This is a genomic window from Streptomyces sp. NPDC111520 (assembly GCF_055635295.1).
On the sequence record NZ_JBVKBW010000003.1, the window covers coordinates 238,857 to 259,283 of the forward strand.

General features: G+C 73.8%; 18 protein-coding genes. 5 read left to right on the forward strand and 13 right to left on the reverse strand.

Annotated elements, in window-relative coordinates; translation table 11 throughout:
* Positions 1-100: 100 nt before the first annotated feature.
* Positions 101-658 carry a glycine-rich domain-containing protein gene (locus ACZ7MY_RS08490; RefSeq protein WP_499600509.1) on the reverse strand — a complete coding sequence of 186 codons (558 nt, stop codon included), beginning with the start codon at positions 656-658 and terminating at the stop codon, positions 101-103.
* 976 nt (positions 659-1,634) lie between these two features.
* Between ACZ7MY_RS08490 and ACZ7MY_RS08495 the strand changes: the two genes are divergently transcribed.
* From ACZ7MY_RS08495 to ACZ7MY_RS08505, 3 genes are all read left to right on the forward strand, one after another.
* The gene (locus ACZ7MY_RS08495) at positions 1,635-2,231 is read left to right on the forward strand and encodes a TetR/AcrR family transcriptional regulator (protein WP_499600510.1); all 597 of its coding nucleotides are present in this window, start codon (positions 1,635-1,637) and stop codon (positions 2,229-2,231) included.
* Entirely contained in the window at positions 2,228-3,073 is an 846-nt protein-coding gene (locus tag ACZ7MY_RS08500) for an alpha/beta fold hydrolase (RefSeq protein ID WP_499600511.1), read from the forward strand. The genes ACZ7MY_RS08495 and ACZ7MY_RS08500 overlap by 4 nt, the downstream gene beginning before the upstream one ends.
* Positions 3,074-3,227: 154 nt before the next feature.
* Complete coding sequence (locus ACZ7MY_RS08505; protein WP_499600512.1) at positions 3,228-4,181, forward strand: hypothetical protein; 954 nt, start codon at positions 3,228-3,230, stop codon at positions 4,179-4,181.
* Between the two features lie 131 nt (positions 4,182-4,312).
* Here ACZ7MY_RS08505 and ACZ7MY_RS08510 read toward each other — a convergent pair whose 3' ends face one another.
* From ACZ7MY_RS08510 to ACZ7MY_RS08525, 4 genes are all read right to left on the reverse strand, one after another.
* Positions 4,313-4,861, reverse strand: a complete 549-nt coding sequence (locus ACZ7MY_RS08510) for a YciI family protein (protein WP_499600513.1) — start codon at positions 4,859-4,861, stop codon at positions 4,313-4,315.
* 79 nt (positions 4,862-4,940) lie between these two features.
* On the reverse strand, positions 4,941-5,573 hold the full coding sequence (locus tag ACZ7MY_RS08515; protein ID WP_499600514.1) for a TetR/AcrR family transcriptional regulator: 633 nt from the start codon (positions 5,571-5,573) through the stop codon (positions 4,941-4,943).
* Between the two features lie 52 nt (positions 5,574-5,625).
* Complete coding sequence (locus tag ACZ7MY_RS08520; RefSeq protein WP_499600515.1) at positions 5,626-6,933, reverse strand: MFS transporter; 1,308 nt, start codon at positions 6,931-6,933, stop codon at positions 5,626-5,628.
* Between the two features lie 150 nt (positions 6,934-7,083).
* Complete coding sequence (locus ACZ7MY_RS08525) at positions 7,084-8,481, reverse strand: FAD-dependent oxidoreductase (protein ID WP_499600516.1); 1,398 nt, start codon at positions 8,479-8,481, stop codon at positions 7,084-7,086.
* A 1,041-nt stretch (positions 8,482-9,522) separates the two neighbouring features.
* On the opposite strand from ACZ7MY_RS08525, the gene ACZ7MY_RS08530 reads away from it, so the two are divergent.
* Both ACZ7MY_RS08530 and ACZ7MY_RS08535 read left to right on the forward strand, forming a co-directional pair.
* The gene (locus tag ACZ7MY_RS08530; RefSeq protein ID WP_499600517.1) at positions 9,523-10,182 is read left to right on the forward strand and encodes a hemerythrin domain-containing protein; all 660 of its coding nucleotides are present in this window, start codon (positions 9,523-9,525) and stop codon (positions 10,180-10,182) included.
* A gap of 645 nt (positions 10,183-10,827) precedes the next feature.
* Positions 10,828-11,826, forward strand: coding sequence for a helix-turn-helix domain-containing protein (locus tag ACZ7MY_RS08535; RefSeq protein WP_499600518.1), 999 nt, complete (start codon positions 10,828-10,830; stop codon positions 11,824-11,826).
* Positions 11,827-11,833: 7 nt separating this feature from the next.
* Here ACZ7MY_RS08535 and ACZ7MY_RS08540 read toward each other — a convergent pair whose 3' ends face one another.
* The 8 genes from ACZ7MY_RS08540 to ACZ7MY_RS08575 all read right to left on the reverse strand — a co-directional run bounded on the left by ACZ7MY_RS08540 (position 11,834) and on the right by ACZ7MY_RS08575 (position 20,415).
* The gene (locus tag ACZ7MY_RS08540) at positions 11,834-12,907 is read right to left on the reverse strand and encodes a PP2C family protein-serine/threonine phosphatase (RefSeq protein ID WP_499600519.1); all 1,074 of its coding nucleotides are present in this window, start codon (positions 12,905-12,907) and stop codon (positions 11,834-11,836) included.
* A gap of 208 nt (positions 12,908-13,115) precedes the next feature.
* Positions 13,116-15,905, reverse strand: coding sequence for an ATP-binding protein (locus tag ACZ7MY_RS08545; protein WP_499600520.1), 2,790 nt, complete (start codon positions 15,903-15,905; stop codon positions 13,116-13,118).
* Between the two features lie 179 nt (positions 15,906-16,084).
* On the reverse strand, positions 16,085-16,702 hold the full coding sequence (locus ACZ7MY_RS08550; protein ID WP_499600521.1) for a hypothetical protein: 618 nt from the start codon (positions 16,700-16,702) through the stop codon (positions 16,085-16,087).
* A 229-nt stretch (positions 16,703-16,931) separates the two neighbouring features.
* Entirely contained in the window at positions 16,932-17,378 is a 447-nt protein-coding gene (locus ACZ7MY_RS08555; RefSeq protein ID WP_499600522.1) for a winged helix DNA-binding protein, read from the reverse strand.
* Positions 17,375-17,857, reverse strand: coding sequence for a MarR family winged helix-turn-helix transcriptional regulator (locus tag ACZ7MY_RS08560; RefSeq protein WP_499600523.1), 483 nt, complete (start codon positions 17,855-17,857; stop codon positions 17,375-17,377). Before ACZ7MY_RS08560 ends, ACZ7MY_RS08555 begins: the two co-directional genes overlap by 4 nt.
* Before the next feature lie 118 nt (positions 17,858-17,975).
* Positions 17,976-18,944, reverse strand: a complete 969-nt coding sequence (locus ACZ7MY_RS08565; RefSeq protein WP_499600524.1) for an MIP/aquaporin family protein — start codon at positions 18,942-18,944, stop codon at positions 17,976-17,978.
* Between the two features lie 33 nt (positions 18,945-18,977).
* Complete coding sequence (locus tag ACZ7MY_RS08570) at positions 18,978-19,820, reverse strand: enoyl-CoA hydratase/isomerase family protein (RefSeq protein WP_499600525.1); 843 nt, start codon at positions 19,818-19,820, stop codon at positions 18,978-18,980.
* A 115-nt stretch (positions 19,821-19,935) separates the two neighbouring features.
* Positions 19,936-20,415: a DUF3558 family protein gene (locus ACZ7MY_RS08575; protein ID WP_499600526.1), complete on the reverse strand. Its 480-nt coding sequence runs from the start codon at positions 20,413-20,415 to the stop codon at positions 19,936-19,938.
* Positions 20,416-20,427 lie beyond the last annotated feature (12 nt).

Sequence of the window (20,427 nt, forward strand, 5' to 3'; positions counted from 1 at the left end):
CCGGAACAGGCCCGGCGCGCCCCTGGGGGTGCGCCGGGCCTGCCGCGTGCCCGTTACGGGTGTTCATCGGCCTTCCCGCCGTCCTGCTCCTCCTACGCGCCTACCACCAGATGACGGCGTATCCGTCGCCGCCGTCGAGGGCCGGCTGCAGGGCGACCAGGGCACCGTTGCCACCCGTGCCCGCACCCGCCGGACTGGGTTCGACGATGCCGTTCACCGCGGGCCGGCCACCCTGGCCCACCACGCCGCTGCTCACGGGAGGCTGGCCCGCCGCGCCCGGACGGGTCGTGCCGCTCCCCGAACAGGTACCCGTTCCACCGGGACTGGGAGTGGCCGTGAGCGAGCCGGCGTGTCCGCCGGTGCCACCGGTGGCGGTCGCCAGGGGCCCGCCGGGGCCGGACAGGGTGGTGGTCGTACCGCCGACGCCGTCCGTGGCGATCGTCGAGGAACCGGCACCTCCTTGGCCGATCGTCACGGTGTAGGGCGTGCCGGGCGTCACCAGTACGGCGCACCAGGCGAAGCCGCCGGCACCCCCGCCTCCACCGAGGACGAGAGGGACGCCGATTCCACCGCCGCCGCCCCCGGCGCCCCACACCTGGACGAAGACCTTGGTGACGTCGGCGGGCGGGGTGAACGTCCCGTTGGCGGTGAAGTCCACCAGGTCGTGGGGTGCGGCGCCGGCCCCGGGCGGACCCTGCGGGCCAGGGGGACCCTGCGGACCCGTACCACCGGGGTCACCCTGCGGTCCCTGCGGGCCGGGGGGACCCTGCGGACCCGCACCACCCGGGTCACCCTGCGGGCCGGGGGGACCCTGCGGGCCCGTACCACCCGGGTCACCCTGCGGTCCCTGCGGACCGGGAGGACCCTGCGGACCCGTACCACCGGGGTCACCCTGCGGCCCCGGCGGACCCTGGGGGCCCGTGCCACCGGCAGGGCCCGCAGGACCGGCAGGACCGGCGGGACCGGCGGGACCCTGCGGCCCGGGGGGCCCGGGAGGACCGGGGTGGCCGGGATAGCCGGGGTAACCGGGCCAGCCGTGGTGACCGTTATGTCCGTAGCCGGGACGACTCGGGCAGTACCCGGGGAAGTAGGGGAAGAGGAAGCACGGGTCGGCGAGACCGCTCCGGGCGTCGGGCTTCACGGCGCCCGCCTGACCGGCGTCGGCACCTTCCGCATGGGCGGCACCTGTCACAGCACTGGACGCAAGGGCCACGCCGGCGGCCATCGTCCACATCCGCAGAAGACCTCGGCGTCGCCGTTCGGACGCCTCAGACACGGCTATTCGGGACAACACGTCACCTCCAGGAAGGGGCTCGCGGGCGCGCGGCCGAAGCCGCTACCGGGAGAGGGAACCGTCAGGGACAGCGGCGAGCCCACAGCAAGAATCGCCCTGGGTAATCAGGTGTGCACATTCAGTAGCCGAAGCGGGTGACGGGACGCCGCATTCCCCGCACGGAGCGCCCGCCGGGCAACCGGCGGCAACGGGCGGCCCCCGAGTCGCGCCAGGGGTCCTGACCCACAACGAGGCCCCGTGAGGCCGCCGTTGCCGCACCCCCTCCCCCGCACCACATATTCGTTCGCAGAACCTAGGAGCCCTAGGTTAGAGTGAAGCCTCCTAGGAAACAGGAGGGCGCATGGCACGAGCCGGACTGACGGCGGAACGGGTGACGGTCGCGGGCGCCGAACTGGCGGACGAGGTCGGCCTCGACCACGTGACCATGTCCCAGGTCGCCCGGCGGCTCGGTGTCAAGGACGCCAGCCTCTACACCCACGTCCGCAACCTCGAGGACCTGCGGGGCCGCATCGCGCTCCTGGCCGCCGACGAGAAGACCATCCTCATCGCCGAGGCCACCGCGGGCCGCGCCGGCAAGGAGGCGCTCGTCGCATACGCGAACGCCTGGCGCACGTACGCCCACCGGCACCCCGGCCGCTACACCGCGACGCAGACCCCCCTGCGGATCGACCCCGAACTGGCCGCCGCGGCCCCCGGACCACGACGCGCCGTCGAGCTGACCTACGGCATGCTCCACGCCTACAGACTCGCCGAACCCGACCTCACCGACGCCGTACGGCTCCTGCGCAGCACCTTCCACGGCTTCGTCGCCCTGGAAGCCGCGGGCGGCTTCGCCCACCGGCGCTCGCCGGAACACTCCTGGCTCCGCGCCCTCGACGCCCTGCACACCCTCCTGGAGCACTGGCCCCAGGACCAAGACGGAGAAGCAGCCCCATGACGACGACCGACCCGACCACCGGCACCCTGCGGGTGGACGGCGCCACCCTGCACTACGAGGTACGTGGCCGGGGCCCCCTCCTGCTCCTGGTCCCGGGAGGCACCGGCGGTGCCGCGACCTTCGAGGACGTCGCCGACGACCTGGCCGCCGAGCACACCGTCGCCACCTACGACCCCCGCGGCATGTCCCGCAGCACCCTCGATGACCCGGACGCCGAGCAGCACGTGGCCGAGCACGCCGACGACGCGCTCCGCCTCCTCGACCTGCTCTCGCCCCACGCGCCCGCCCACGTCTTCGGCGCCAGCTCCGGCGCGATCACCGCGCTCCACCTGCTCGCCGCCCACCCCGAACGCGTCGCAGGCCTCGTGGCGCACGAACCGCCGGTCGTGGAGCTCCTCCCCGACGCCGACGAACACCGGGCGCTCGTCGCCCGCGTCCGGGACACCTACCGCGACCAGGGCCTGATGCCGGCGATGGCGGCGTTCGCCGAGGGCATGAGGAAGGACGACGACGGCAGCGGCCCGGCACCCGCCATCGAGCTGCCCCCGCGAGCGGCGGCGCGGGTCCAGCGGACCGCGGTCAACCTCCCTCTCTTCGTCGGACGCGTCGTCCCGGCCTTCATGGCGTACGTCCCCGACACCGACCGCCTCAAGGCGCTGTCGGACCGGATCGTCCTGGCCGCGGGTGAGGACTCGCGCGGCGAACTCCCGCACCGCGCCGTCGCCTCCCTGGCCGAGCGCCTCGGCACCGGGCTGCGCCTCTTCCCGGGCGGTCACGTCGGCCTGACCACGCATCCCGCCGAGTTCGCCGCGCGCCTCCGGGACGTGCTCGGCGGCCGGTAGGCCCGGTCCGGACCCGATCGGGTGCGGTGGGGCTGCGGGGCGGCCGGGGCGGCTGTTCGATGGGCGGCAGCAGTCCCCGGCCCGCTCCGGCGCCCCGGCCCCGGCGCCCGGCGGGGCCGTTCGTACGGGCCGACGGCCGGGCAGGTGGTGCATCGTGGCACACAAGGACGCTCCCGCCGGCCTCGACACGGTCGCCGACGAGTTGTACCGGCTGCCGCCCACCCGTTTCACCGCCGCCCGCAACACCCACGCGCAGGCAGCCAGGAAGGCCGGCGACCGGCCCCTCGCCGACCGGATCGCCGCCCTGCGCAGACCCACCACCTCGGCCTGGGCCGCCAACCTTCTGGCCCGTGAACACCACGAGGAGACCGGCGCCCTCCTCGCGCTCGGCGAAGCCCTGCGCCTGGCCCACCGGAGTCTCGACGGGGAACGACTGCGCCTGCTCAACCGCCGGCAGAGGGAACTCGTACGCGCGCTGTCCCAGCAGGCCGGACGGCTCGCCGCAGATGCCGGGCACCCCCTCACCGCCCAGGCCGTGCAGGAGGTCGAGGAGACCCTGCACGCCGCGCTCGCCGACCCCGACGCCGGCGCGGCGTTCGCCGGAGGCCGCCTCACCAAGCCGTTGTCGGCGACCTTCGACATCGCGGGCAGCGCCGCGACCGCCCCCGTACGCGAGCCGGCCCGCCGCCCGCCGGACAAGGAGCCGGCGAAGAGGCAGGCGAAGAAGGCCGCGAAGGCCGTCGCCGACGAGGAGCGCGCCCGCCGCGCGGCGGAGCGCCGGCACCGGCGCGAAGAGGCCGCACAGGCCGGACGGCAGGCCCGCCAGGCCGAACGGGAGGCCCAGCACCGGGAGGCCGACGCCGCGGCCGCCCGAGCGGACCTCGACGCCGCCGAGCGCCGCCGCACCGAGGCGCAGCACCGCCTCGACGAACTGCTCGGGCAGGTCGAGGACGCGGAGCGGGCCCTCAGCGCGGCCCGCGACGACCAGGACCACGCACGTAACCGGCACCGCAACGCCGGCAAGGCCGCCCGTGACGCCCGTCGCCGGGCCGGCGAGGCCACCGCCCACGCCGAGCGGCTGGCCGGAGCGCTCGGGAACGGGTCCTGAGGGGAACGCGGGGACTCAGCCGGTGGGCCCGGGCCGGACCGGGCGACGCGCCCCGGTATCCCGGGCCCGGATCGCGAACGGCCTGATCGCGAACGGCCTGATCGCGAACGGCCTGATCGCGAACGCCCGGATCACGAGCGGCCGCCGAACTGCCAGGGGTGGACCTCGATTTCGGCGTACGCGCCGGCCGTCAGGACGGCACGCGCGGTATCCGGATCCGCCGCCCGGACGAGCGCGGCGGTGCCCAGCCATGTGCTGCCGTCGTCCGACAACAGGGGCCCGTACGCGATGAGTTCGTCCTGACCGTCCGGCACGACGAGGTCGGCGCCGCGCCCCTCACCGAGACCGAGCACCAGGTAGCGGCTGCCGCCGGTGCGGCCGCCGGGGAAGTCCCACATGGTGCGCCCCAGGAGGTTGCGCCACCGCCTCAGCAGCACGTCCCGGTAGACGCCGGCCTGGTGACCGGGCTCGTCGAAGGCGAACGCGCGGGCCGCCGTCGGGTCCGGCAGGTCGACGATGTGCACGCTGCCGGTGGGCTCCCCGTCCTCGGCGGTGAGGGTCGGGCCGCGGGCGATCATCTCGCGCTCGAAGCCGTCCATGTAGGACCAGTGCGCTTCGAGCAGTTCCTGACGCAACGTCAAAGAGTCGGCCCGGTCGCGGTGGTAGCAGAAGAACTCCATGCGCCCACCCTCCACCACGGCGCGGGGCTCCGGCGCGGCATTTACCTCCGCTACCTCCGCCCGCGGGGCGGACACCGGCTCATCCGCGGCCGGTGCCGCCGTGGCCGGGCGCCGGGGACAGCGCGGCGTCCAGGAGGATCTCGGCGGCCGCCCTCGCCGCGTCCGCCGCTTCGGGGTCGGCGTCCATGCGCGCCGAGACGGCGCATCCGTCGTAGAGGAGGTGCAGACGGCGTGCCAGGGTCTCCGGATCCGGGACGCCGGCCTGGCGGGCGAGGTCGGTGAACAGGGCGCGCACCCATGCCCGGTAGTCGCGGGAGGCCCGTTCCGTGCCGCTGCCGACCTCGGCCTCGGCGCTCGCCGCGATGAAGGCGCAGCCGCGGTGGCCCGGGCCCCTGAACGACTCCGACTGCGCGTCGAAGACGCCGAGGAGCCGGTCGCGCGGGGTCTGGCAGCGTTCGAGGAAGGCGAGGATGCGCGCGGTGGTGGCGGCGTGCCGCGACTGCAGGTAGGCGTGGACGAGTTCGTCCTTGCTGCCGAAGGTGTTGTAGAGGGAGGCCTTGGCCACTCCGGCCCGCTCGATGACGCGGTCGACGCCGACCGTCCGCACGCCCTCCGCGTAGAACAGTTCGTCGGCGGCGGTCAGCAGGCGTTCGCGCGCCGAGGGCCTGGCCCGGGTGTGCGCTCGCCGTCCGCTTGCGCTGTCGGCAGCCATCGCGACCTCCTCCTCACCGGTCACCGGTACTCGACCGTTCCCCGGGAGCACCTTAGGCAATGCCGGGTCGTGACCGGCTGCCGCGCCGTTCGGTGAGCAGTCCGGTCAGGGCCAGCAGGGCCAGGACGATGACGGCCGCGCCGTACTCCCGGGCGGTGGCCAGCAGGCCCCCGGCGTGGACGACGAGGTAGCCCGCGACCACCGCCGGCACGCCCATGCCCAGGTAGGACACGACGTACAGCAGCGACAGCACCCCGGAACGCTCGTGGGCGGCGGTCAGCGGCATGACCGTGCGGATGCCGCCCTGGAAGCCGCCGCCGAAGCCGATCCCCGCGAGGGCGGAGCCCGCGAAGAACAGGGCGGACGAGCCGTTCTGCACGGAGACCAGGGTCAGGGCGACACCGGCGACGAGGGCGCCGATGCCGGTGAACATGACGCCGCGCGCGGGTGCCGCACGCAGCACGAGGGTCGCGGCGGCGGCCACTCCGGCCAGGACGAACAGGGCCAGCCCGCCGTACACGGCCGACGTGGAGTGGGTGAGGGTCCGTACGAGCGACGGGCCCAGGGAGGCGTAGAAGCCCGTGAGGGCCCAGACCGCGAAGAGGACCGGGGCGGCGTTGAGGACCGCGCGCCGCACCGTCCTGGGGAGCCTGACGTCCGGGACCAGCGCGGCCAGGGCGCCCGGGCCGGGCGTGAGGGTCTCGCGCATCAGGACGACGCCGAGTGCCTGCACGGCCATCACGACGAGGAGCGCCAGGTACACCAGGTGCGTCGGCGCGGGCAGGTACTGGACGAGGAAGGCCGACACCAGCGAGCCGGTGGCGGTGCCGAGACCCGGGGCGAGGGAGTTGGCGACGGTCCCGCGGCGGCGGTCGATGTCCATCATCCCGGCACCGATCGCGCCCAGCGCGGCCCCTGTCGAGAGTCCCTGGACGACCCGGCCGACCATGAGTTCCGGCACGCCGTGGGCGGTGGCGAACACCACCATCGCCGCCGCCTGCGCGGTGAGGGCCGCCAGCAGGACGGGCCGGCGTCCGAGGTGGTCGGACAACCGGCCCAGGGTGAGCAGCGAGACCAGGACGGCGATCGCGTACACCCCGAACACCAGGGTCGTCGTCACGGGGCCGAACCCCCACTCCGCCTGGTACACGGCGTACAGCGGGGTGGGGGCGCTGGAGCCCGCCAGGAAGGACACCACGATCGAGGCGAGCAGGTAGAACGCCACCCGCGGCGGCAGCACCCCCTTGCGGGAGCTCCTCGACGCCGGTACGGCGGGGGCCGCCCGCGGGCCGCCGGGACGGCCCCCGGCCCGAAGGGCCCGGACGGTGCCGCCGTCCTGCGCGGTGCATTGCTCGGACATACCGCCGTCCCCTCGATCGAGTAGACAGGTCTGTTCAATTTCGCTGCACAGACCTGTCCAACGCCGTCGGGAGGCGTTTCCTTCCCCGGGTACGCCCAGTGACGGGCGGCGCCGCGGCGACCCTCCGCCGCGGCCGTGCCGCAGCCGTGCTCAGGAGCCGGCGGGTCCCTGACCGTTCACGGCGAGCGCCCGCTCCAGGAGAGCGGGGTCGCCCAGTGACATCGGGTGGGCCAGGCCGTAGAAGACGGCGCCGGTCGCCTCCGCGATGGTGGCGTCCGTCAGCGAGGCCTGCGCGAGCTGCATCATGCCCCAGCGCTGCTTCCGCACCTCCTCGGGCACCTCGGCCCCCTCGATCGCGTCGCGGAGCGCGGCGTCCGAGCCGGCCGACACGGCCCACACGGCGTCGACCGCCACGTCCTGCAGGGCGAAGAACCCGGTGGCGGGCGCGGCGAGGTCGACTGGCCCGTTGAGGTACTCGGACAGGCAGGAGGCGTGGAAGGCGGCGGACGTCATGCCCTGGGCGTAGGTGGCGTTCAGGGACGCCACCGAGTCGCCGACGCTCACCAGACGGGACGGGTAGCGCGACAGCCCCGTGAAGTCACGGCGCCGGCTGTCCGACTGGTGGAAGTTGAGGACGGCCCGGGTGACGGCACCGCCGGTCACCTCTCCGAACGGGTACGGCAGCTTCTGGCACAGCGCGCGGAACTCCTCGATCGTCCGTGGAGCGCGGCCGTCCGCGTTGGTCGTCAGCCCCACGAGCCACTGGCCGCCCTCGACGGGCTTGACCAGCGCGACGGCCAGGCCGTCGGGCCCGGGCGGCAGGGTGAAGCGCGCGCCCGTGAAGAAGGGCTCCTCCGCGTGCCGGCCGGTCCGCTCGAAGAGCGCGGTCGCGTAGTGGACGCCGGTCTGCATGCGCCGCAGCGGGGGCTTGTCGAAGCCCGCCCGCTCGACCCATTCCGGCGCCTTGCTGGACCGTCCCATCGCGTCCACCACGAGCTCGGCGGGCAGCGTGCCGGCGACGCCGTCGACGGTGTGGCGCACGCCGGTCACCCCGCCGTCGTCGTCGAACTCGAGGCCCGTCGCCTGCGCCGTCAGGGTCTCCACGTTGGGCAGGGCCAGGACCCGGCTGCGGATGCGCGACTCCAGGAACGGGCGGGTGCAGAAGAGGAACTCGGTGTCGCCGACGCGCAGTTGCTCCTGGCCGTCGACGTACATGGTCGTGCGGTCGGGCCGGAGGAGGACGCCGCCCAGTTCCCGCGCCTCCTGCGTGAAGCCCGGCAGCCAGCGCTCCACCTGCGCGAGCCCGCCGGGCTGCAGGCCGTGCACCTGGGCGTCGTGGGCGACGCCGGCGCGGGAGCGCCCGTCCACGTTCGTCGTGTCGCGCTCGACGATCACGACCTTCCGGGCGTGGTCCGCGAGGACGCGGGCGGCCAGCAGTCCGGCGACACTGCCTCCGAGCACGCACACCGTGTCGAACAGCACGGGGGGTCGTTCGGGCAGGTCCGTACGGACGATCGTGTCGAACACGGTGATGGGCGAGACAGCCACAAGTTCTCCTTGCCCCCCGATGGCGACGTGCGCCATCCCCGGGCTTCTCTCCGTGGCCGGCCACAGGCTCGGCCACTGCGGTGTGCAAGAGCATTGGTGCGGATCGGCTACCGCGCCCGGGCGGGGCCGGCGCCGCTCGGGGAGGATGCCGCCCCCGAGGCGTTCGCCGGTTTCCGCCGTCCCGGCCCGGTACGCCGGTAGGACTCCTCGCCGTACTCCTGGGTGTGCGCGGGCAGGACCGCAGCGGGGCCGGTCGGTAACGCCCGGGCGGCGTGGGGCGGGACGGCTTCGGTCGACATGGTTCGAGCTCTCCTTCCCACCCCGGCACGTACGGGGGTCGCCGCACCCGGCCGCGACCGACGCGCGACGGAGCACAGGAGGGATTTACTTGACACGGCAAGCATATACCCAACCCGCCTGCTCTCCCGCCGCGTTGAGGGGGTGTGACACACCCCCTCTCGACGCGGCGGCACACCGCCGGCGTCTGCTGCGCCGCACACCCGGCACCGCCACGGAGGAGGAGCCGGGTCGGCCATCGACACCCGGCCGGGCCGGCCCGCACCCGCCGACGACGTCGTGGGCATCGCGCCCCGACGCCACGGAGGCCGACGAAATCCGCCGCGCTCCGCCGGGAGCGCCCGCCGGGAACCACCTGGTCACGTGCCGGAGCTCACCACGAACGGCGCCGCCCCCACCGCGCCCGGGAGGGGACGGCCCGCGCCCGTCGCAGTGGCAGCGTCAGACGACCCATGTGGCCGCCCGGGAGCAGGGGCATTTGACGCATGCGGCCGCCGGGAAGCGACTGAGACAGTGGCCTGGGCCGCCGGAAGCCGCACTGATCTGCGCTTTCCTCCGTCCTGATCACCCTGCGCACTCCGTGTCACCCGGCGGCACCCCGCCCGTGCCACCGAAGGCGGTCCGCACACCGAGGGCCGCCGGCGGGTGCGCGGGGCCGTGCCCGATACGGGCCGCCTGGCATCGCGGGGGGATGCCAGGCGGCCATATAAGGAAGAGACAATGGCTCCACTCGTCGATGAACCCATGGCCGACACGCGTGACATGTACATGGCTCACACCGCGATGCGCCGGGAGTTCAGACTGCTTCCCGAGCTCATCCGGTCCGTCACGCCCGGCGACACCCGGCGCGCCGAGGTCGTCGGCGCGCACGCGGAGCTGGTGTGCCGGATCCTGCACACGCACCACGAGGGCGAGGACAAGCTGCTCTGGCCCAAGCTGGCCGAGCGGGCGGGCCTGGACGCGGAAGCCATCGTGCCGATGATGGAGCAGCAGCACCACGCCATCGAGGAACTGCACGCCGAGGTCACCGGACTGCTCAGGGGCTGGGTCCCGACCGCCCAGGGCGGCGAGCAGCTCGCCGAGGCGTTCGAGCGGCTGCTGACGGTGCTCATCCAGCACATGGCGCTGGAGGAGAAGGAGATCCTGCCGCTGGCCGCGAAGCACGTCACCGCGGCGGAGTGGCACCAGCTGGGCGAGCACGGCATGCAGAACACGCCGAAGAAGGACCTGCCCCTCGTTTTCGGGATGGCCATGTACGAGGGTGACCCCGAGGTCGTCAAGGCGGTCCTGGCGACGGCCCCGCTGCCGGTCCGGATCATCGTCCCCTTCCTGGGGCGCCGCCGGTACGCGTCCCACGCCCGGCAGGTCCACGGAACGGTCAGGCCGCCCCGCATCGGCTCCTGAGGCGTCCGGCCGGCACGCGGGCCCGGGCAAGGCCGTGTCCTCGCCGTAGGGAGCGGGAACCCGGGACCGGCACGCGGCCGCACCGCCCGGCGACCGGACCGCCTTCGCTGCCGGCCTCGGCCCGGGCGGCGGCCCCCCGGTTCGCCGGGCCTTCCGCCCACGGGGCACGCGGGCCTGCGGAGTTCCCGAAGAGACGTGCGGCCGGCTGCGGGCTTCCTGCACGTCCCGGGCAGCCGCGCGCGTTCGCCTTCTCCATCCGCCGGCCGGGCCCGGCGTCCGGAGCCCGCACGGGCGCGCCCCGGCAAGGGGACGTCGGCGCAACGGTTTTCGGGTGCGGGGTCCGACCCGGCCGAGGTGGCACGACCACCGGTCCGCGCACGGCGGCACGGCACGGCGCCCCCTTCGCCATGATGTGCATGTATTGACCAACAAATGTGAAGAATGTCGCAATCACGCCGTTTCGTGTTTGCGGGTGTCCCCCGCAATGTCTGCGGGTGCCCCGTATTCCCGGCCGTCAGGGCCGTCGACGGCCGCTGCCCGGCCTACGGTGGCCGCGATGGGGTTCCCCGTGCGGACCGCGCCTGATGCGGAAGCGCCGCCGGGCCCCGGGGAACCGGGCAACTCCGCACAGTTCGCGAGGACATCGTGATCGAAGCATTCTGCACAGACATCCAACCGCCCGCCGAGCGCGCCGAGTACTGGAGGGACGCCGTCCAGCGGGCGTTCACCCGGCTGGACATCCGCACCGCGGAGACGTCAGGGCTCCACGGGGCGATACGCCGGACCTGCCTCGCCGGCGTCCAGGCCGGCTTCCTCGAGGCGAGCCGCCAGCAGATGGCGCGCACCGCGCCGCTCATCGCCGCCGACGGCGACGGCTCGCTCATGGTGAGCCTGCAGCACAGCGGCGGCAGCGTCGCGGTCCAGGACGGCCGGGAGACGCTGCTGTCCGCCGGCGAACTCGTCATCCTCGACAGCCGGCGGCCCTACGTCCTGGACTTCACCGGCCCGGTCCGGCAGCACGTGGCCACGGTCCCGCGGCAGATGCTGGACCTCCCCGACTCCCTCCTGCGCCTGGCCACCGGCCGGGCCTATTCCCCCGGGCACGGGATCGGCGGGGTCCTCGCCTCATACGTCGACGGGCTGGTGACCACGACGGAACACTGCATCTGCGCGCAGGACGCGAGCCGCTTCCTGCGCCAGGGCATCGTCGACGTGCTGACCGCCCTGGTCGCGCTGGAGGGGACCACCGGGGAGCAGTCCGCCGCGGAGCGGGCCCTGCTCCAGCACGTCCGCGCGTACATCCGCGGCCACCTGGACGACCCCGCCCTCTCCCCGGCGTCGGTGGCGGCCGCGCACCACATCTCCGTCCGCTACCTGTACCAGCTCTTCCAGGACGAGCCACTGACCGTCGGCCGCTGGATCAGGCGCCTCAGGCTGGAGGCCTGCCGCAGGGACCTCGTCCGGCCGGAGTTCGCCGGGCGGACCGTGGCGGCGATCGCGCACCGCTGGGGCTTCGCCAGCCACGCCCACTTCAGCCGCACCTTCCGGGCGGTCTACGGCCTCTCCCCCGCGGAGTGGCGGCAGGCCGGTGGCCTGCAGGCCACGCCCCTGCAGGCCACCGCCCACGTCCCCCGGCCGACCTGACAGGTCATCAATCCTGCGTCAGCTGCCCCGTGTCCTCACGCCGGGCCTCACCGGCGGGCCGGGGCAGCGCGGCCGCGGCCGGCTCCTCCACGCGGGTCAGCGCGACCATCGCGAGATCGTCGGCCGGAAGCGCGCCGGCGTGCTCGACGAGGTCCCGGAGGATCTCCCCCAGCGCGTCCGGCAGGCGATCGTGGTGGGCCGGGCCCTGCCGCACCCACCGCCACGCCGTCGCGCGGTCCAGCAGCGGGTAGCAGTGCCCGGCGGCGTCGCGGGCCTCGACGAGCCCGTCGGTGTAGAGCAACAGGGTGTCTCCCGCGACCAGTTCGAAGCACTCCTCGACGGCGCCGCACTCCCGCAGGGCACGCAGTCCGAGCGGGGGCGAGGGACAGCCCGCCACCAGGGCGACGTTCCCCCCACGGGCCCGTACCGGCGGCGGATGCCCGTGGTTGACCAGGCGGGCGAGCCGCTCGCCGTCGCGGACCTCCAGCAGCAGCGCGGTCACGAAGCGTTCGTCGGTGTCGCGGGCGCCGTCCTCGCTCTCGGCGAGGTGGCGCAGGAAGCTCTCCTCCAGGCGCGCCGACAGCTCCGTCAGGTTCGCGGCGCGCGGCGCCCATTCGCGGAACGCCCCGAGCACGGCGGCGACGTCCTCGAAGGTGGGCAGCCCCTTGCCGCACACGTCGCCGATGATCAGACGCGTCGTCCGGCCGTTCCGTGAAACGGCGTAGAGGTCCCCGCCGACCTGTCCCCGGCCCCCGCAGGCCCGGTAGACGGAGGCGAGCCCCAGTGCGCCGATGCGCTCGGGGAGCGGCCGCAGCAGGGTGCGGCGCACGGTCTGCGCCACGGCACGCGCCCGCGCCGCCCCGTGGCGGTGGCGGTCCTTCACGCGGCCCATCACCATCGCCACCACCCCCGCGGTGACCAGGGAAGCGAGTCCGCAGGCGAGACTCGGATGCGAGTACAGCGGCAGCGTCACGCAGACCGCGCACAACGCGAGGATCCACACCACGCCCCCCGCGACGGCCAGGTGCCGCATCGGCCGCCCGTCGTCCGGCTCCTCCTCGAACTGTTCGATGTCCGGCATCGGCGTCACTTCCTCAAGGTCCGTGCGCGGGGCCGGGATCCGGCGGATCCACGAGGGTCCCGGACCCGCGCGGTGGCGTCCCGCTTGTGAGGGACACCTCCGACCGTAGGAGGACTCGCTCCGGGCACCTTGCCCCGTTGTGCACTGTCCCTTGCCCACCCGTGCAGTGGCCGCGCACCGCGCCTCGGGGGTGGTCCGCCGGCGGCGCCTAGCGCTTGGCCAGGCCCGTCAGGGCGTCGCGGAGCGCCGCGCGCGAGGTGATGCCGAGCTTGGGGAAGACCCGGCCCAGGTGGCCGCCCACGGTCCGGGGCGAGAGGTAGAGCCGCTCGGCGATCTGCTTGTTGGTCAGACCGGAGGCCGCGAGGTGGGCGATCTCGAGCTCCTGCGGGGTGAGGCCGACAGACTCGGGGCCGTCGGCGCGCTTGACCATCCAGCCGGTCGCCTGCAGGCTGCGCTTCGCCCGCTCCGCCCACGGGTGGGCGCCGAGTTGCTCGAAGGTCGCGAGCGCCGCGCCCAGCGACGCCCTGGCGTCGGTGGTCGAACGCGCCTTGCGCAGCCGCTCCCCGTAGGCGAGGGTCACGCGTGCCAGGTCGAAGGGCCACTGCTGCACGCCGGGGTGCGACAGGGCCCGTTCGAACAGCTCGATCGCCTCCTCGTCCGCCTCGGCGGCCATCGCGGCGGACGCGTCGACGTGCAGGGCCCTGCGCGGGGAGAGCGCGGCGATCCCCGCGTGCCGGGCGGCGGCCGCGTGGGCGGTGGCCTCCGCCGGGCGCTGGGTGCGTACCGCCGCCTCCACCACGTCCCCGACCACCAGCAGCGCCACGGGGGTGTACGGGGCCAGCTCCCCGGGCGGGCTGATGGCGACCGCGTGCCGGTAGGCACGCTCGAAGTCGCCCTCCGCCTGGGCGACGAGCACCCGGATGTGCTCGGCCAGGGTCACCACGTGGTGCGCGCCACGGGACGTCCCCCAGGCGGCCATCGAGTCGGCCGTCTCCTCGGCGGTGCCGGTTTCGCCGCGCGCCGCCGCGACGACGGCCTTGTAGTAGAGGAAGTACCAGGAGACGGCCTCGAAGGCGTGCTCCCTGCACAACCGCAGCCCCTCGTCAGCGAGTTCGGTCGTGTCGTCCCACCGGCCCGAGAGGAACGCGTCCGTGCACAGCAGCGGGAGGGTGGCGATCTGCCTGCGCCCCTGGGACGGTACGCGCGAGACGGCGTCGCGCACCGCGGAGAGCCGGTCGGCGGCGATGCTCGCGGTGCCGATCCGCGTGATCCGCGACGGGGCGGTCTCCTGCGGCAGGCCCGCGATGAGCTCCTCCAGGCCGGCCAGCGCGGGCAGCGCGGTGCGTGCCGGATCGCCCTGGGTGGCGACGTTCACCGCCAGCAGGCGGGGCGCGTCAGGCCCGAGCCGGTCCAGGATCTTGTGGAGGGGCGTCCACAACTCCTCCCGGCCGCCCAGGCAGCACAGCAGCAGCAACAGGTAGAGGGCCTCCTCCAGGGCCGGGTCGCAGGTCCCGTGCGGATGGTCGCCGTTTTCGATCGCGCCGAGGAGCATCTGGTGGGCGGTGTCGATGTCCCCCTCGCCGTCGAGCAGACGGTGGACGGCGACCGCCGCCGAGTACAGGGACGCGCGGTCGTCGGAACCGAAGCGACGGGCGTCCTCCAGGAGGCGGGAGGCCATGGTCAGTTCGCCGGAGGCGTCCGCGCGCAGGTAGGCGGCCGCGGCCAGGCGGCGGCCCCGGTCGGCGGCACCCGGGCTCAGGTGCGCGGCCTTGGTGAGCGCCCGTATCGCGGCGATGGCGTCGCCGCGCCGCAGGACGCGGTGGGCGGTGCCCTCCAGCAACGCGGCGACGTCCTCGTCCTGTTCGACGCTCGCCTCTCCCAGGTGCCACGCCCGCTGCTCGGGCCGGTCGTGCAGCACCTCGGCGAGTTCGCGGTGCACGCGGCGGCGCTCCGCGGAGGTCGACGCGTCCACGACCGCGGCGCGGAACAGCGGGTGCCGGAAGCTCAGGCGGTGGTGCAACTCCTCGATGAGGACGAGTCCGTCGCGCTCGGCCGCCTCGAGGTCGACCAGGTCGGCCCCGGCGCCGAGCCTTCGCGCGGCGCACTGCACGACGGCCAGGTCCCCCGTCCCCTCCAGCGCGGGCACCAGCAGCAGGCGCCGGGTCGCGGACGGCAGGTCCGCCACGCACGAACCGAAGACCTCGCGCAGACGGCGGGTGAGCGGCAGCGCGGCCGGCCGGCACTCCACCCCGGCGCGCTGCGGTCCGCTCAGGGCCGTCGGCAGTTCGACCAGGGCCAACGGATTGCCCTCGGCGGCGGTGACGACGCACTCCACGACGGGACCGGCGAGGTCCGGATGGCACGCGCCCGCCAGCAGCCGCGACGCGTCGTCGTCCAGCGGCAGGACCTCGTACTCGGTGCGCACTCCGGCCTCGGCGCACCCGCGGTGTCCCCGGCGGGCGGCGGCCAGGAACCTGACCCTGCTGCCCGCGAGCCGCCGGGCCACGAAGCCCAGCACGGCCGCACTGGCCCGGTCCACGACCTGCATGTCGTCCACGACCAGCAGGACCGGCGTCGTGGCGGCGGCGCGACGCAGTAGTACCAGGGCCGCGTTGGAGACGAGGTAGCGCTCGGGCGGCGGCCCGTCGCCGAAGCCGAGGGCCACCCGCAGGGCCTCGTGGTGCGCCCGGTCCAGGGCCTGCGGGTCCGCCTCCTCCCACAGCGGGAAGAGGAGCTGGTTGAGCGCCGCGTACGCCACGTCCCTCTCGGAACGCGTGCCCGCGGCACGCAGCACCCGGGCGCCGGCTGCCAGCGCCCGGGTGGCGAGGTGGCCGAGCAGCGCCGACTTGCCCACGCCGGGATCGCCGGACAGCAGCAGCGCACCGCCTGAATCGACCGAGCCGAGCAGCTCCTCGATGCGGTCCACGTCCGCCGCGCGGCCCACCAGCCCCTGGGGCGTGCCGTCGCCGACATCGGCCGTGTACACCGAGGATTGCATTCGAAGGTTTCTGGCTCTCTGGTTCGGCGGGGCGCGGACGCAAGCATTCTCACACGGCACGGATGGCGCACATGGGCCGGAAAGGGTGACTTCAGCCTCACGTCCACACCGGAATTCACTTTCCGTATTCCCGGTGTACGGACAGCCGATTTTCCTCATTCAAGACGCCGCGGTGCAGGTCAGCGTCGTGGAAGCCAGTGACTCAGGGCATTGATGAGCCGTTCCAGCGCGGGCACCTTGCTGGAGCGGTCCGTCACGACCGTGCGGCCGCCGAATTGCAGGGTGTACTGGAACATGTCCATTGCACCCATGTTCATCGTGAGGTCCGGGACGTCCTCCAGCGCCGGGTCGCCGAGCAGGAGCCGCAATTCCCTGAACCGGGCCGCGTCGGCCCGGCGCAGTACGGGTTCGCCCTTGTCCCTGGTGAACACGGCACCGTCGCCCCTGACCGTCACCTGCTGATGGACGCCCGCGAAGCCACCGCCGACGGTCATCACCACCAGTTTCTGTCCGGGTCCGTGAACGGGCACCGGTGTCGCGGTGCGGGTCGGCGAGGTCGGCGATGTCGGCCGGGACGGAGAGACGGAGGTGGAGGTGGAGGCCGACGCGGATGCCGGCACGGTCGGTGCGCCGGGCTCCGAGGACACGGAGGACACGGAGGAAGCGGTCGCGGTGACCGACGGACCGTCCGCGGGCGCCCCCGACGTCTCGCCGATGGTGAGGGTGCAGCCCGTGGAGCCCACCGCCCCGGCGACGAGGACCACGCCGGCCAGCAACGCCCTGCCCAGTGTCCGCACGGCTCTCTCCCCCGTCGGCCGACCGCCTCGACCCAGGCCTGGATACCACGGAATGACGTCCTCCGACCCCGGGCCGCCGCGGTCGCGTCCCCTCCGCCTGGGCCCGTCGGCCCGTCACCCGGTCGACCGCTGAGGGTGCGTCAGATGGCGCCCGGGGAGATTCTTGCGGCGGGAGCGGCGGCACGGGTCCGCCGCGGACGGACCGGAACGCCCCCGCCGGGCGAGGGCCTCAGACCCCGGCCAGTTCCGCGTTCGCGCGTTCCGTGACCAGGGTCAGCACGCGGCCGGTCACGGCGAGGTCCTCGGCCGGGATGCCGGCGTACAGCCGCGCGGAGATCGCCGCGGTCTCCGTGGTGGTGGTCCCGTACAGCCGCCGTCCGGCGTCCGTCAGCCGTATCCGGGACGCCTCCGCCGGATCCTCCTCCAGCAGCTTCGCGTCCGTCAGCTCCTCGATGACGCCGCGCACGACCGACTCGCCGGTCTTCAGCGAGCCGGTGACGTCGCGGACGAGCGCGTCCTGGCCGATGGCCCCGCCCGCGGCCACGACGGCCCGGAGCGCCACGTTCTGCTGGAACGTGACGCCGTGGCGGGTCAGCACCCCCTCCAGGAGGGCGCGCGCGGCGTAGTGCGCCAGGGCGATGACACGGCCGTCGGCCGTGGGTGCGGTGGTGGTCATGACTGCTCCTCGTCGTTCTCGGTGTACGGATCAAGAGGTGCGTCGATCAGGGTCGTCAGCTCGTGGATCAACTGCCGGGTGCGCGGGCCGTCCTGGCCCCCGAGCGGCTCCAGCAGCCGATCCAGCAGGCCCTGGACCACGTCGACGGCGCGTCGCGTGACGTCCCGCCCCTGCTCGGTGAGCGATAGCTGCATGGCGCGCGGGTCACGCGGGTCCCGGGTGCGGGTGACGAGCCCGGCCGTCTCCAGGGCCCGGGCGAGCTTGGAGACGTAGAGCGGTTCGAGTCCCGTGTGGTCGGCGAGCCGGCGCTGACTGGGACGCAGCCCGGAGCGCGACATGCCGTACAGCGAGGCCATCACCGCGTACTGGGCATGGGTCAGGCCCAGCGGCGCGACCGCCCGGTCGACGGCCACCCGCCACTTCATCGACAGGCGCCAGACCAGGAATCCCGGCGTGGCGCTCTCCGTTGCTGAACTCACGCCACATACGGTACATGGCTACTATGTACATGGCTACTATGTACATGGCCACTAAAATCTCGGGGGCTCCCGCCCGTTGAGGCACGCGGACGTCACACGCGGGCCCGCCGGGCCGAGTTCAGCCGCGCTGCGGGACGGTCCCCGGCTCCGGCGTCGTCGTCACCGGTCGCGTGCAGCCGACCTCCGGGACCTTGGCCATCCGCGTGCGGATGTGCAGCACGTCGCCGATGAACATGTCGTAGACCAGGACCCCGATGACACCGCCGATGAGGGGGCCCACGATGGGGACCCAGAAGTAGTCGCTGAAGGCACCGGGCTGCGAGCCCGGCAGGGCGAGTTCACCCCAGCCCATGGCCCAGGCGAACAGCCGCGGGCCGAAGTCGCGGGCGGGGTTGATGGCGTAGCCCGCGTTCGCGCCGTAGGACAGGCCGATCGCGGCGACGGCCAGGCCGATGACGACCGGGCCCAGGTAGACCCGCACGGCGGGGTTGCGCAGGTCGATGACGGCCATGATGAAGATGAGCATGAACGCCGCGCCGACGATCTGGTCCACGAGCGGGCCCCACAGGCTCCCTTGGAAGTACGGGGCCGGGACCGTGCCGAAGATCGAGAAGCTGGCGAGGGTGTGCCCGTCCGTCTTCGGTCCCTTCATCGCCCGGTCGAAGGCGTTGATCGCGTCGTGGTACACCACGTAGACCAGCACCGCCGCGGCGAAGGCGCCGACCAGTTGCGCGACCACGTACGGGACGACCTTGACCCACGGGAAACGGCGGCGCACCGCGAAGGCGAGCGTGACCGCGGGGTTGAGGTGGGCGCCGCTGACGCCGCCCGCGACGTACACGCCGAAGGTCACGGCCAGGCCCCAGCCGAGCACGGGCATCACCCAGTCCCCGGCGCCCACGAAGCTCGTGGTGGCTCCCGCGGTACGGCCGGAACCGGGCAGCGCCGCGACCGCCATGGCCGCCACGCCGCAGCCGAAGGAGACGAGGACGAACATCCCCAGGAACTCCGCGAGGCATTCGCCCAGCAGTCCCCCTCGGCGCCGGAGGCGCGAGGGGCTCACCAGGGGCGGGATCTCGACAGTCATGGGCCTCCCTAGGGACCGGGCGTCGGCGGACGTCTACGCGTCGGCGCCCGCGTGGTACTGGTACCGCGTGACCCAGTGCGGGAGGTCGCGCTCGAGGTCGCTGCGCTGCTGGAGTCCCGCCTCGAACAGGTGGCGTGCGACGTGCTGCTGCGCCGGACGGTTGGCCGCGGCCCAGAAGGCGTCCATCTGGTCCTTGAACTCCCCGTCGGGCCGCAGGGTGGCGACGTTGACGAAGTGCTTGATGTCCTTGATCGTCTGCAGGTCGAAGGAGGAGATCCGCGAGGCCAGTTCGTCGACGAAGCCGTCGAGCTCGGCGTCGGGGAAGGCACGGTTCAGGTAGCCGTACCTTTCGGCGAGGTCCCCGTCCATGTCGAGGCCGCCGAAGAGGATCTCGAAGGTCCGTCCGCGTCCGACCAGGGCGGGCAGACGGGTGGCGGGACCGCCCCCGGGGATGGCGCTCATGCCGATCTCGAACTGGCCGATGACGGCCTTCTCACGGCTGCCGAAGCGCATGTCCGTGGCGAGCAGGAACTCGCTGCCCGCGCCGCGCGCGATGCCCCTGACGGAGGCGATGGTCGCCATGGGGAGCTTGCTGAGCCGGGTGAGCAGCGCGGTGAAGGGGTGGACCTCCTCCGGGTGCGCCAGGACGTACTCCAGCTCCTCCTTGGCGGAGAGGTCGTAGTGCGCGATGAAGAACTCGGGGTCGGCGCTGTCGAAGACCATCACCGCGACACCCGACTGCTCCGCACGGGTGAAGACGGCGTCGAGCTCGCCCGTCATCGTCGAGTCGACGAGGTTGACGGGCGGGTTGTCGAAGGTCACGCGCCAGTAGGTGGGCGAGTGCTCGGCCAACGTGAACCGCGTCGGTGAGTCCATGGCTCCGACGCTAATCCCCGGCCGAAGAGCGGCAACCCGGCCGCGTCCGGCCGGGGTGCGCCGTGCCCCGCGGGCCCCGGCGGCGGCCGGGCCTCCGGGACCCGCGGGCGCCGGGTCACACTCTCGTGCGGACGAGGTCGATCAGCTTCGCCTCGGACTTCTTGTCGGCGTCCCGCTTGAGGGTGACGACCTGCAGGGTGCACTGCCGGCCGTCGACGGTGAACGCGGTCATCATCGACTCGGCGCCGTCGATGCCCGAACCCGCCGTGCCCGGGGAGCCGATGCTCAGTGTGACGGAGTGGTAGGTGTCGGGGTTCTCCCAGTTGCAGACGCTCTCGCCCACGCCGGAATCGGGATGACCGCCGTCGTTCTCCCCGATGACCGGCGTGACCTCCTCGGGCTTGAGCAGGGTGCAGGCGTCGATCTTCTTGCCGTCCGCCGACGAACCTCCGTCCGGGGCCGCTCCCTTCCCCTTCGCGGCGGAAGCGGTGGCCGCCGTGCCGGAGGCCGGCTTCGCGCCGGTGTCCGACGAGCCGCAGGCGGTCGCTGTGGCGGCGAGGAGCACCAGGCCGACGATTGCCAGAGGTGAACGCATCACTGTTGGGTC

Coding starts and splice junctions, on each gene's coding strand:
- ACZ7MY_RS08495 (WP_499600510.1), top strand. CDS start 1,635: ATGGCACGAGCCGGACTGACGGCGGAACGGGTGACGGTCGCGGGCGCC.
- ACZ7MY_RS08500 (WP_499600511.1), top strand. CDS start 2,228: ATGACGACGACCGACCCGACCACCGGCACCCTGCGGGTGGACGGCGCC.
- ACZ7MY_RS08510 (WP_499600513.1), bottom strand. CDS start 4,861: ATGGAGTTCTTCTGCTACCACCGCGACCGGGCCGACTCTTTGACGTTG.
- ACZ7MY_RS08515 (WP_499600514.1), bottom strand. CDS start 5,573: ATGGCTGCCGACAGCGCAAGCGGACGGCGAGCGCACACCCGGGCCAGG.
- ACZ7MY_RS08520 (WP_499600515.1), bottom strand. CDS start 6,933: ATGTCCGAGCAATGCACCGCGCAGGACGGCGGCACCGTCCGGGCCCTT.
- ACZ7MY_RS08530 (WP_499600517.1), top strand. CDS start 9,523: ATGGCCGACACGCGTGACATGTACATGGCTCACACCGCGATGCGCCGG.
- ACZ7MY_RS08540 (WP_499600519.1), bottom strand. CDS start 12,907: ATGCCGGACATCGAACAGTTCGAGGAGGAGCCGGACGACGGGCGGCCG.
- ACZ7MY_RS08545 (WP_499600520.1), bottom strand. CDS start 15,905: ATGCAATCCTCGGTGTACACGGCCGATGTCGGCGACGGCACGCCCCAG.
- ACZ7MY_RS08555 (WP_499600522.1), bottom strand. CDS start 17,378: ATGACCACCACCGCACCCACGGCCGACGGCCGTGTCATCGCCCTGGCG.
- ACZ7MY_RS08565 (WP_499600524.1), bottom strand. CDS start 18,944: ATGACTGTCGAGATCCCGCCCCTGGTGAGCCCCTCGCGCCTCCGGCGC.
- ACZ7MY_RS08570 (WP_499600525.1), bottom strand. CDS start 19,820: ATGGACTCACCGACGCGGTTCACGTTGGCCGAGCACTCGCCCACCTAC.
- ACZ7MY_RS08575 (WP_499600526.1), bottom strand. CDS start 20,415: ATGCGTTCACCTCTGGCAATCGTCGGCCTGGTGCTCCTCGCCGCCACA.